Source organism: Deltaproteobacteria bacterium (assembly GCA_016874755.1).
Lineage (GTDB): Bacteria > Desulfobacterota > Binatia > UBA9968 > UBA9968 > DP-20.
Window position 1 is genome coordinate 20836 of record VGTH01000056.1, and the last position, 12207, is coordinate 33042.

Below are 12207 nucleotides of genomic sequence, written 5' to 3' on the forward strand. Positions count from 1 at the left end.
CTCAGCTTTTCAAAGCCCCCGACGCCTTTGCCACATGGGTCGCAATCGCATCCATCAACGCCGGCGACAAACAGTCGTAGGGCTCCAGCTTCAACTCCTTCAAACGCGCCCGCACCTCGCCCATGCCGCTCGGGCTAAAGCCCGACTCAATGATCGAGGAAACAAACGCGGCAAACTCCGGCGCCGCCCAGCCGGCGTCCGGCGACAGCTCGGTGTGGATAAAATCGAAGCCATAGAAAGGATGCTTCTCATTGTCGATGCGGCCGTACATGTGCACGCCGCAGGCGCTGCAGGCGTAGCGCTTGATCGCCGCGTTGGCGTCCACGACCTTTAGCTTGTCAGCGTTCGCGGTCACCTGCAGTTTATCGCGCGACACCACGGCAACCTGCGAGAACAGCGCCCCCGCCGGCTTCCAACACTTGGTGCAGCCGCAAACGTGATTGTGCGCGCACTGGCTTTTGATCGCCACGGCGACTTTCTTGTCGGCGCAGCGGCAATAAAGCGCGCCGCCGGCGAAATCCTTGGAACCGGGTTTTACCCCGCCATCGACCTGCGGATGGATAGATATAGCCATAGTGATGATGCTCTCCTTCCTCGTGATTGGAGACTATATCTTCTTGCCGGGGACGGGTAAATGTCAATGGGGTAAATAGTTCACCACGGAGACACGAAGGTCCCGAAGATAAGAGAAGAGCAACCGAACGTTTCCGAACTTCGTGCCCTTCGTGGCTTCGGAGTGAATTACTCCTCACAGCCTTTGCGTTCTCTGCGTTCTTTGCGGCTAATTCTCTTCTCCCCTCCGGCATCTTCGCCCAGGAGCCGCTGCGCGCTGGGACGATTTTCAGTGCCACCCAGGCGCCGCTGTGGGCGGCCAAGGAGGGGCGCTACTTTGAAAAATACCGCATCAAGAATTTAGCAGTCATTCAATTTTCCGGCGGCGGCGCGCCTTTGTCGACCCCAGCATCATGGACGAGTTGGAAAAAGAAGGCTTCGTCGCCAGCGTGTATCGGTGAACTACTCTTTTTAGTGTTCGAACCCTTCTCCGCGGCTGTCCGGCTTGCTCTCGCCGGCGGCCTTGTCGTGGCCCTTGCGGATCTCCTTGCCGCGCTCGATGCTGACCACTTTGAGAATCGCCTGCAGCTCGGGGCGCTCGACCACTTCTTTTTTGAGCAGCAGCTGTGCCAATTCTGCCAGCGCGCCGCGGTGGGTCGCCAAGGTTTCGCTGACTTTTTCATGGGCCAGCGTGAGGATCTCTTTCACCTCGGCGTCGATTAGCCGCGCCGTGTCTTCGCTATACTCTTTGTTCGTTTGCATCGGCACCGGCAGGAACAGCGGCGTGCGCGGCCCTTCGAGAGCGACCAGGCCAAGCCGCTCGCTCATGCCGAACTGCGTCACCATGGTGCGGGCAATCTCGGTGGCGCGCTGCAGATCGTTCTGCGCCCCAGTGGAGATATCGCCGAGAAACATCTCTTCGGCGACGCGCCCACCCAACAGCACATAAATGCGCGCCAGCAATTCACCGCGCGTCATCAAGTAGCGATCCTCCGTGGGCGTTTGCTGGGTGTAGCCCAGGGCAGCGATGCCACGTGGGATGATCGATATCTTTGACACCGGGTCGGCGCCCGGCACCAGCTCGGCGACCAACGCATGACCCGACTCGTGATACGCCACGGTCTTTTTTTCCTTGGGGCTCATCACCCGGCTCTTTTTCTGCAGACCGGCAATAACCCGCTCGATGGCCTCGTCGAAATCGGTCATCTCGACGGCGTCTTTCCCCTGCCGCGCCGCCAGTAGCGCCGCTTCGTTGACGATATTGGCGAGATCGGCACCGACAAAGCCAGGTGTCTTGGCGGCGAGCAGCGCCAAGTCGACATTGGCCGCCAGTTTGATTTTCTTGGCGTGCAGTTCGAGAATTTTTTGCCGCCCTTTGACGTCGGGCCGGTCGACGAGCACCTGCCGGTCGAAGCGACCCGGGCGCATCAGTGCCGGGTCGAGAATTTCCGGCCGATTGGTCGCCGCCATGATAATCACGTTTTTGTTCGGGTCGAAGCCATCCATCTCGGCGAGCAATTGATTCAATGTCTGCTCGCGCTCGTCGTGGCTCGCCAGCATGTTGACGCCGCGCGCTTTGCCGAGCGCGTCCAACTCGTCGATAAAAATAATACTCGGCGCATGCTCGGCCGCCTGGCTGAACAAGTCGCGCACCCGCGCGGCGCCGACGCCGACGAACATCTCGACGAAATCCGAGCCGGAGATGCTGAAGAACGGCACACCGGCTTCACCGGCGACCGCGCGTGCGAGTAGCGTCTTGCCGGTGCCCGGAGGGCCGACTAGCAGCACGCCTTTGGGCAGATGTCCGCCCAAGCGCTGATACTTTTCCGGATGTTTGAGAAACTCGACGACCTCGACGAGTTCCTCCTCGGCCTCATCGATGCCGGCGACGTCGGCGAAACTCACGCCGGTCTTCTTTTCGATGTAAACTTTGGCCTTGCTCTTGCCGATCTGCATCATGCCACCGCCGGCGCCCATGCGCTTGAACAGATAACTCCAGAGCGCGAAAAACAGCAGCACCGGCACCACCCAGGACAGCACGGTCGTCAGCCACTCGCTATTCGCCTCGCCTTTGAACGGCACGCCGGCCTGCTCCAAGTCTGGGGTCAGGTCTCTATCTTCGACCCGCACCGCGACAAACGATTGGGCTTTCTTGGCGTCGTCGCCGAGCTCCTTGAGCTTTTCTGGCGCGAAAATTTCTTTCAGCCCCTCTGGTTTGATCTTACCGCGCACAACTTTGTCGCCAATGATGGCGTCGGTCAGCTGGCCTTTTTTCGCCAGGGTTTTGAACTGGCTATAGGTAATCGTCTCGACTTGCGCCGTGGTGATGAAATTCTGCACGAGAACGATCATCAGAATCGCCACGAGCAGGTAGCCAAAGGAGATCTGCTGAGCTTTTTTGTTCATCGGATCGCCTATCGCACCACGAAGCGCGCGAAGGTCACGAAGGTCGGAGAAGATTTCTTGATTGTCTTCTCTTTACCTTCGTGGTCTTCGTGGTGAAAATGTCCCCTCCGAGATTTGCGTCTTTTGCGGTTAAATCCCTTACCCCATGCGGTAGCAGTTGTAGCGCGCGGTGTCTCTGCCTTGCTTCCTCCTAAGCTCCTCGACCGCGCCACTCGATGCGCACGAACTTATTGTTGTGCGACCATTTGTAATCCAGCTTGCCGCCGCGGGCTTTGGCGATCGCACGGCCCAGTCGCTGCGCCAACTTCTCCGTGGTGGTTTCGACCGTCCAGCCGTCACCCGCGGCGCGCAGGCTCATGATCCGTTCCAACGGATTTTTCTCCCGTGCGCGGGTTTCTTCATTGCGCAGAATCCGTAGGGTCTCGCCGCGGACGGCTTCCGCTACTCGCAATAGATGCAACTCGCCGGACGCCGAGCGTTCCCGGATCTTGACACAGGCCGGGCAATAAATTGGATGATGCGGCACCGGCAGCGTGAGCCCCGCAGGCGCGGCAAAGGCCCAGTGGCGCCGGTGATAGAACGCGCCGCAGCCGGCACATTGGATCACGCCTTTCGGTGCGCCGCGCGGCAGAAACGTGTCGGTATAAGTATCGGTCTTCTTTTTGTAGTTAACGTTGTATTTTTTCGCTGCGGTTCTCATGGCCGCTCCTTCCTCGTTCACGTCTTGGCGGTCAAAGTATCGATCCATTCGCCGATGGGTCCGCGGCTGACTTTGCGCACCACTGCCTCGAGTTCGCCGTAGTCCATCCAAACGCCGTGACACTCGCGACAGCGGTCGAGGGTCACGCCGTGAAACGTAAACGTTTCGAGCTTACCCGAACATTTGGGACAGCTCGGCTCGGCGCTGCCTTTGTCGACCTTACGAAGCTGGCCACGCAGCTTTTCCAGAATTTCGCGGTCCCGTTCGGCGAAATAGATATCTTCCTTGGCGCGCTCCACGAGTTTCATGGTGTCGCCAAATCGATCTTTTTCGTCTGCCATGATTTGTCACCTCCCGTGAAACACCAGCAAACAAACAACGCAGCTTTAGTGCCAACCTGGCGCATTTCGCGCTTGCCCGCCCTACGAGGGATTGCGCCCGAGTCCAGGCGCCTTGCGGCCCGAGAATTTTCATTTGCGCGAAGAATCAATGGAGTATTTCGCAACGGTGAGAAATTTGCGCTGCACGACCCGCTCTCATCGACTCAGGTAAAAAACCCGTCGGAGTCCTTCGATGGGCTCAGGACGAACGGAATCGGAGTTGAAATCGTTCAACAAAAATCCGTTCATGCTGAGCCCGTTGAAGCATTCCGAGGCTTTCAGCGGAATCGTCTAATGCGGGCACCCATCTTGCGTTTCCAAACTTTGGGCAAAACACTTTGAGCTTTGAACGGATAGCATGAGCGAAATCTTCGGCTTCGACGCCTACGCTCCCAAAGAGATCGCCGAGCGCGTGGAAAACGTCGGCGTCACCAAAGCGCGCCTGCTGTTGTTGCAGCAGGTCATTTTGGGCGTGTTGGCCGGCGGCTTCATCGGCCTGGGCGCTTTCTATTTTAACCTGGTGACTAGCGACACGACGTTGGGCTTTGCCGCAAGCCGCGTGCTTGGCGGCGTGGTGTTTTCATTGGGGCTGATCCTGGTGGTCGTCGCCGGCGCCGAGCTGTTTACCGGCAACAACTTGCTGGTAATGGCGTGGGCGAGCCGGCGCATTTCCACGGCGGAGCTATTGCGCAATTGGCTGGTGATCTATTTGGCCAATCTGGTCGGCGCCCTGGGCTTGGCGTGTTTGGTCTTTCTGTCGAATCAATGGCAACAGAACGGCGACGCGGTCGGCATCAACGCGGTGAAGATTGCCGCCGCCAAAGCGGCGCTGCCGTTCTGGCCGGCATTTTTCAGAGCGGTTCTCTGCAACATCTTGGTTTGTCTCGCGGTTTGGCTAGCGCTCGCCGGCCGCAGCGTTACCGATAAAATTCTCGCCATCGTCTTTCCGATCTCCGCCTTTGTCGCCGCCGGCCTCGAACACAGCGTTGCCAATATGTACTTCATCCCGCTGGGGATCTTGTTACAATCAAAATTGCCAGTTGACGGCGCGGCGCAGCTCTCGTGGATGGGCTTGTGGAACAATCTCTTGCCGGTGACGCTCGGAAATCTTTTTGGCGGCGCCGGGATGGTCGCGCTGGTTTATCGCTGCGTCTATCGACCGGCACGGCATGAAAATCGCTAATAGAAATAACCCGCAAGCTTTGATGGTGAACTCATGAGCGAACCGAATCCTCACCTTGGCATTCTCGTCGGCGGCGGCCCAGCGCCCGGCATCAACGGCGTGATCGGCGCGGTGACCCTGGAAGCGCGCACCCGGGCGCGCAAAGTCATTGGCATCTACGATGGCTTTCAGTGGCTCATGCGCGGCGATAGGACCCACGCGAAGGAGTTGGAGCACGATGACGTCTCGCGCATCCATTTTCAGGGTGGCTCGATCCTCAACACCTCGCGCGCCAACCCGACTAAGAAAGCCGAAGATCTAAAGCGCGTCGTGCAAACTCTCGACGATCTCGGCATCGGCTATCTCGCCACCATCGGCGGCGACGACACCATGTACGCCGCCAGTCAAGTCGCCAAAACCGCCGGCGGCCGAATTCGTATCTGCCATGTGCCGAAGACCATCGACAACGACCTGCCACTGCCAGGCGAAATCCCGACCTTCGGTTTCGAAACCGCGCGGCAGGTTGGCAGCGAGCTGGTGAAAAACTTGATGGAAGACTCGCGCACCACCGGGCGCTGGTACTTCGTCGTAGTGATGGGCCGCGCTGCCGGCCACTTGGCGCTCGGCATCGGCAAAGCCACCGGCGCCACGTTGACCCTTATCCCCGAAGAGTTTCCCGGCCCGATCCACCTCTCGACGGTTTGCGACATTCTCGAAGGGGCGATCCTGAAGCGCAAAGCGCTGTGGAACCGCTCCGATGGCGTCGCCGTGATCGCCGAAGGCTTGCTCGAACATATGCCGGCGGAAGAGCTCAGCAGCATCGACGGCGTGCGTATCGCCCACGATGCCTATGGCCACCTGCGCCTCGCCGAAGTCGATCTCGCCTATATTCTGAAAACCCTTGTGGAGCATCGCTTCGCCGCGCGCCAGAACAGTTTGGCCATCGTCCACAAAAACATCGGCTACGAGCTGCGCTCGGCGGTGCCCATCGCCTTCGACTGCGAATACGTCCGCACCCTCGGCTATGGCGCCGTGGATTTTTTGCTGAACCCCAACGCAACCACGGCGCAACTCGATGGTGCTTTAGTTTGCATCATCGGCGGCAAGCTGGAAAATCTCAGCTTCGCCGCATTGCAAGACCCCAAGACCGGCAAGACCCGGGTGCGCAAAGTCGACATCGAAACACCTTCCTATCGGGTCGCCCGCGAATACATGATTCGCCTGGAGAAAGCGGACTTCATCGACGACGAGAAGCTGCGCATGCTCGCCCAGGCAGCTTCGTCGGCCAGCCATTTCTGCGCGCCCAATGAGTTTTACGATCGCTATTGCTACTTAACCAGAGACCTGAGGGGCAATCTCTAAGAAACAGGAGCATCGATGGCAACCAAAATCGGTATCAACGGCTTCGGCCGCATCGGCAGACTGGTGCTGCGCACACTGATCGAGCGCTACAAGAAAGAGTTCAACGTCGTCGCCATCAACGAATTGGCCGACCTGAAGACCAACGCCCATCTGTTTCGCTACGACACGACCTACGGCGGTTATGCCGGCACGGTCGAAGTGGGCGACAACAGCATGAAAATCGACGGCCGCAACGTCGCCGTGCTGAATCAAAAGGAACCGGCGCGCCTGCCCTGGAAGCAGCTCGGCGTCGAGATCGTCATCGAAGCCACCGGCGTGTTCACCGACGCGGCGCAAGTTAAAGCCCACTTGGATGCCGGCGCCAAAAAAGTCATCGTCACTGCGCCGGCCACCAACGAAGACATCACGCTGGTGCTTGGCGTCAATGAAAACAACTACGATCCGCGCAAGCATCAGATTATTTCCAACGCCTCGTGCACCACCAACTGTCTTGCGCCCGTAGCCAAAGTATTGCACGACAGCTTCGGCATCGAGCGCGGTTTGATGACAACCACCCACGCCTACACCAACGACCAGCGGATTCTCGATTTGGCGCACAAAGATCTGCGCCGCGCCCGCGCCGCGGCGATGAACATCGTGCCGACCAGCACCGGCGCCGCGAAAGCGATTGGTCTGGTCATGCCGGAATTGAAAGGGAAACTGCACGGCCTATCGTTCCGCGTGCCGACGGCCACCGTCTCGGTCGTCGACCTCGTCGTCGACCTCAAAAAAGCCGCGACGGTGGAAGAGATCAATGGCGCCCTCAAGAAAGCCGCCGAGGGCAAGATGAAAGGCTACTTGGCCTACTGCGACGAGCCCTTGGTCTCCAGCGACTTCCGTGGTAATGCAGCATCCTCGATCGTCGATGGGCTTTCGACGGTGGTGCTCGAAGGAAAAATGGCCAAGGTTCTATCTTGGTATGACAATGAATGGGGCTATAGCTGCCGCGTCGGCGACTTGGCCAAATTAATCGTCGACAAGGGCCTTTAGGAGGACGCTATGATCGCCAAAGATATCATGACCCGCGACATCATCACGGTGAATCCCACGATGACCGTCAAAACGCTCGCCATGACGCTGATCAAAAATCAGATCAGCGGCGCGCCGGTGGCCGGCAAGAACGGCAAGATCGTCGGCGTCGTCTCCGAGGCCGACATCGTCGCCAAAAAAGGCAAAACAGTCAGTGACATCATGAGCAAAAAAATCATCAGCGTCAGCGAAGAGACGCCAGTCGAAGAGCTGGCGCAGCTCATGACCACCCATGCCATCAAACGGCTGCCGGTCATGAACGGCGACAAAGTCGTCGGCATCGTCAGCCGCGCCGACATTGTCAGCGCCATCGCCCAAGGGAAGCACATCGCGCTGGACACGCCGATTTACGATCTGTGAGGGCAGTGGGAAAATCGACTCGGCCGGCACGACGCTCCAGCGAACGTGCAAATTGCGCCGGCGCCCCAGCGCCCCGCCCTGGTGCCTGCGCTCCGGAAGGATTTCACATCGATCGCACCGCCATCATGAATCGTCCGCGCTAGCAAGGAGCGGCTGTGCTTTGGCGTCGGCTTTGAGATAGTGCTCCTTGCGCGCCAGTTTCAGTTTCAATCGCTGTTCATTGCGCGCAAACATGGGCTGCATCGCGTCCACCGCCCCGTGTATAACGTCGCCGCTCTCGACACGCTCGAAACGCAGTTTGAGTTTGTCGAAGGCCAACCGACCGACATCGACGAGGTCATTCAGCAAACGGCTCAGGTGATTGATCTGCCCAGCGATGATGCACCGATCTTGCTCTACTTCCGCAGGCAGCGCCCCATGTTTTTGCAGCAAATCGATAAACATCTGCATGATCGCGATCCGGTGTCGCAATTCATGGGTCATGATCGCAATGAATTGGCTCTGATCGCGGTCCGCGTTGGCCAAGCTTCTTCCGCCGCAAAGCCATCTACCTCGCGTTCCTAGATTAGTTGATCTTAACCCCAAGTTTCTCGGCGACGGCGTTGAACCGCTGCAACCAAGCTGCCGCTTCAGGATCGCCGCGCTGCTGGCGCTCGCGCATGCGCGGCAAGCTCGCTTCGATCAGGCGGTAAAAGCGGTTCTGGACGTTCCACAGATTTACCCCGAAGGGCAATGTTGTGAGCAAGCTGGTCGCGTTGTCAAAGGCGCGCAGATTCTCCGTCGAGGGTTCCAGTTGAAAACGCTTGGCGATTTTCTCCAAATTGCGCCGATAGGTGAACTCGAGAGTTGCACGGTCGAGCGCCACCTGCTCCAGCTTGGCCGCCTGCAGGGCGCCCTTCACTTTGTCGATCTCGATGATCTCTTGCTCCAGCGCGTGGCGCAGCTGCTGATTGAGCACAAACTCCGCAGCAGCGTGGATCGCCTTTGGCGGCGGGATATGCAAATCGAGCAAAAAACGTAGCATCGGGGCGCGGTGTTCGTAGACCTGGCGATAGAGCGATTCGGCTTCGTCCAAGGTGCTGGTCAAGATTTGTTGCAAGATCGTACGCTGCTCGTCGCGAAACAGCGCGCGCAAAGTATAGTTGGATTCACCGAAGCGGCGATCCATCAGGCGAATCACCTCGGCAAAGTCGGCGCGCAAAAACGGCTCGGCAAGCTCGCGCTCAAGATAGCGCTCGACGTCATCGTTAAGCGCGGTTCGCACACCGCCGTTGACGGTGTGATCGCCTATGTGCAATACCCCGAAGCTCAACTCGGTGGCGCCGCCAGTGATCTTTGAGATCATCGTGACCTGGCCCACGGCGAGCCTGGCGTTGCCGGCTGCGAAAACCTGATAGCGCGTGCGCTCGGCGCGGTAGCAGTAGATATCGGTCTTGTCCGGATAGGTCGCAAACAGCGAGCTGATGGCATAGTGGGCGCCGACGCGCTCCCAGTCGACCACCGCCGGGCGCACGAACTTCTCGTAAATTTGCCGGCCGTTTTCATGTTCGGCGAGATTGCTCTTGGCCAACGCCAGGCGCGCCAGAAAGCGCCGCTCCACGGTATCGCCGAAAAGTTCTTGTGCGAGCTGCGCTGCGCGCGCGGCGAACTGAATCACCTGCACCGTTTCCAGGCCGGACAGCTCGTCGAAAAACCAACCGCAGCTCGTGTACATGAGCAGCGCCTGACGCTGCATCTCGAGCAATTTGAGCACCGCGCTCCGCTCGCCATGCGTCAGCGTGCGGCGCGCATGGCGCGCGAAAAAAGCCTCCACCGTTTTGGCCGAACGATCCAAAATCGCATTGATATAGTCATCCCGTGCCGCCCACGGATCTTTTAATAGTTTGGCCGCTTCCTGTTCGTAGGGTTCGACGATGGAGTCGCGCAACCCGTCGAGCGCGTCGCGCAGCGGCGTGCGCCACTCCTGATTCCACTCCGAGTGCCCGCCTGAGTTACAGCCACAGTTACTCCACCAACGGTCGATGCCATGGGCGCAGCTCCAGGAAGTCTTCTCGATGATTTCCACTTCGTGGCGCGGCGGATACAGCTCAAGAAACTCGCCGTAGTTGGTCAAACGCGCCAGCTTCTCGGCTTCGATGTGGTGCAGCGCGTAGGCCAGCGCCATGTCGCCAAAGCGGTGATGATGGCCGTAGCTCTCGCCGTCGGTGGCGATGTGCACAAGCTGCGGCCCTTCGCGCGTATCGGAAAAGGCCCCGAGCAGCCTTTCGGCAAAACGTTCCCCGGCGGAGAGAATACCTTCAAAGGCAACCGCGCGTGAAATCGGCCCGTCGTAGAAGAAAATCGCAATCGAACGACCCGAGGGCAACCGCTGCCAGTACGGCCGCGTCGGATCGATCTGACCGCCACTCACGTCGCGCCAAGCTTCATTGCCGATCCGGCGCGCCCGCGCCGCCTGATGCGGCGCCAGAATTGTGAATTTAACGCCGCACTCGGCGAGGATTTCTAGACTTTCGACATCGACCGCAGTTTCCGCCAGCCACATACCTTCGGCCTGGCGTTTGAAGCGGGACTCAAAATCACGCAGGCCCCAGCGTACTTGGGTATAGCGGTCGCGCCGATTGGCCAGCGGCATAATGATGTGATTGTAAACCTGCGCCAGCGCCGAGCCATGGCCCGAATAGTTCTTTTGACTGTCACGGTCCGCCTGCAAGATAGCGGCGTAGACATCCGGTGCTCTCGCCTCCAGCCACGACAACAACGTCGGCCCGAAATTGAAGCTAATCTTGGCGTAATTGTTGATCAACTGAACGATTTGGTTCTGACCGTCCAGAATGCGCGACACCGAATTGGGCGCGTAACATTCAGCGGTGATGCGCTCATTCCAATCGTGATAGGGATAGGCCGAGTCCTGCAGCTCAATGGCCTCCAGCCAGGGATTTTCCCGCGGTGGTTGGTAGAAATGGCCGTGAATGCAGATGTAACGCATGTCCTCGCTGGGTCCTCGCGTTGCTTCGGAATCTCACGTCCTCGCTTCGCTCGGCATCTCAAATTTCAGATTTCAAATCTCAAATAGCAAGACTCCGAGACTCTGAAATGTGAAATTTGAAATCTGAGATGCCGTGGCTGCGCTGCAGGCGCAGCCACGGCTACATGACCCAGTTGGTTTTCCGCTCGCCTTGCGCCACCACGACGATGCCGCCCTCCGACACGAAGTAGCCGCGCTGGCGATCTTGCTCGACATCCTAACCGATCGCCGTGCCGGCCGGGATGGTATTGCCTTTGTCGATGATGGCGCGGCGGATCTTGCAATTGCGGCCGATCTCGGTCCAGTCCATGATCACCGAATCTTCGACCTCGCTGTAGCTGTGAATGCGCACGTTGCGGCCGATCACACAATGGCGCACGGTGCTGCCGCTGATGATCGTGCCTTCGGCGACGATCGAGTCCAGCGCGGCGCCGCGCCGCTGTTCGTCGGCAAAGACGAACTTGGCCGGCGGATCGCCGTAGCCCACTGTGCGCAAGGGCCAATTGCGATTGTAGAGATTGAACTCCGGATCGACCGAGCAGAGATCCATGTTGGCTTCATAATAGGACTCGAGGGGTCCGAGATCGCGCCAATAGCTATGCTCCTCGCCCTTGAAGCGAAACGGCAGATTGTTTTTGCGAAAGTCATAGGCAAACGCGCGTTTTTCCCGGACCAACGCCGGAATCAGATCGCGCCCGAAGTCGTGGCGGCTCTGCGCGTCATTGGCATCGCTGCTCAAAGCTTGGACCAGCACATTGCTGCTAAAAAGATAGTTGCCCATCGACACCAGCGCATATTCCGGCTCACCGGGTATCGGCTTCGGGCAGCGCGGCTTTTCTTCAAAGCCAACGATGCGCCAATCGGCGTCGACTTCCATGACGCCGAACTGGGAGGCTTCTTCGATGCGCACCAGCAGCGCTGCCACCGTGACGTCGGCAAAATTGTGCTTGTGCGCGCTGATCATCTGGCGAATATCCATGCGATAGATATGATCGGCGCCGAATACCGCGACAAAGGTCGGGTTGTGGCGCTGGATCAAGTAAAGATTTTGGTAGACCGAATCGGGAGCTATGATCAAAGCGTGTGGAAATAGGAAATAGGTAGGCGTACCCTTTCGCGAATCTAAAAACGAAAGGCTGCCTGTTGGCGCAGGCAGGAAAGGATACGCCGATGAGAGAAAAGCACACTGAGG

11 protein-coding genes are annotated in these 12207 nt (G+C 58.7%); 4 read left to right on the top strand and 7 right to left on the bottom strand.

From position 1 onward, the window contains the following. Window position 1 precedes the first annotated feature (1 nt). The 4 genes from gfa to FJ145_23750 all read right to left on the bottom strand — a co-directional run bounded on the left by gfa (window position 2) and on the right by FJ145_23750 (window position 3999). Complete coding sequence (gene gfa, locus FJ145_23735) at window positions 2-574, bottom strand: S-(hydroxymethyl)glutathione synthase (GenBank protein ID MBM4264424.1); 573 nt, start codon at window positions 572-574, stop codon at window positions 2-4. A gap of 449 nt (window positions 575-1023) precedes the next feature. Next, on the bottom strand, window positions 1024-2958 hold the full coding sequence (gene hflB, locus FJ145_23740) for an ATP-dependent zinc metalloprotease FtsH (GenBank protein ID MBM4264425.1): 1935 nt from the start codon (window positions 2956-2958) through the stop codon (window positions 1024-1026). Window positions 2959-3148: 190 nt separating this feature from the next. Continuing rightward, entirely contained in the window at window positions 3149-3658 is a 510-nt protein-coding gene (locus FJ145_23745; protein ID MBM4264426.1) for a hypothetical protein, read from the bottom strand. A gap of 17 nt (window positions 3659-3675) precedes the next feature. Next, on the bottom strand, window positions 3676-3999 hold the full coding sequence (locus FJ145_23750) for a hypothetical protein (protein ID MBM4264427.1): 324 nt from the start codon (window positions 3997-3999) through the stop codon (window positions 3676-3678). A 397-nt stretch (window positions 4000-4396) separates the two neighbouring features. On the opposite strand from FJ145_23750, the gene FJ145_23755 reads away from it, so the two are divergent. The 4 genes from FJ145_23755 to FJ145_23770 are packed head-to-tail and all read left to right on the top strand — an operon-like array spanning window position 4397 to window position 7990. Continuing rightward, window positions 4397-5221, top strand: coding sequence for a formate/nitrite transporter family protein (locus FJ145_23755; GenBank protein MBM4264428.1), 825 nt, complete (start codon window positions 4397-4399; stop codon window positions 5219-5221). 33 nt (window positions 5222-5254) lie between these two features. Further along, window positions 5255-6562, top strand: a complete 1308-nt coding sequence (locus FJ145_23760) for a 6-phosphofructokinase (GenBank protein MBM4264429.1) — start codon at window positions 5255-5257, stop codon at window positions 6560-6562. 15 nt (window positions 6563-6577) lie between these two features. Beyond that, on the top strand, window positions 6578-7591 hold the full coding sequence (gene gap / locus FJ145_23765) for a type I glyceraldehyde-3-phosphate dehydrogenase (protein ID MBM4264430.1): 1014 nt from the start codon (window positions 6578-6580) through the stop codon (window positions 7589-7591). A gap of 9 nt (window positions 7592-7600) precedes the next feature. Further along, window positions 7601-7990 (top strand): CBS domain-containing protein, encoded by a 390-nt coding sequence (locus FJ145_23770; protein ID MBM4264431.1) that lies wholly within the window; start codon window positions 7601-7603, stop codon window positions 7988-7990. A 123-nt stretch (window positions 7991-8113) separates the two neighbouring features. On the opposite strand, the gene FJ145_23775 is transcribed toward FJ145_23770, so the two are convergent. From FJ145_23775 to FJ145_23785, 3 genes are all read right to left on the bottom strand, one after another. Beyond that, on the bottom strand, window positions 8114-8515 hold the full coding sequence (locus FJ145_23775; GenBank protein ID MBM4264432.1) for a HAMP domain-containing histidine kinase: 402 nt from the start codon (window positions 8513-8515) through the stop codon (window positions 8114-8116). A 40-nt stretch (window positions 8516-8555) separates the two neighbouring features. Then, the gene (locus FJ145_23780; GenBank protein ID MBM4264433.1) at window positions 8556-10976 is read right to left on the bottom strand and encodes a DUF3536 domain-containing protein; all 2421 of its coding nucleotides are present in this window, start codon (window positions 10974-10976) and stop codon (window positions 8556-8558) included. A gap of 256 nt (window positions 10977-11232) precedes the next feature. Further along, window positions 11233-12093: a hypothetical protein gene (locus tag FJ145_23785; GenBank protein ID MBM4264434.1), complete on the bottom strand. Its 861-nt coding sequence runs from the start codon at window positions 12091-12093 to the stop codon at window positions 11233-11235. Between the last annotated feature and the right edge of the window lie 114 nt (window positions 12094-12207).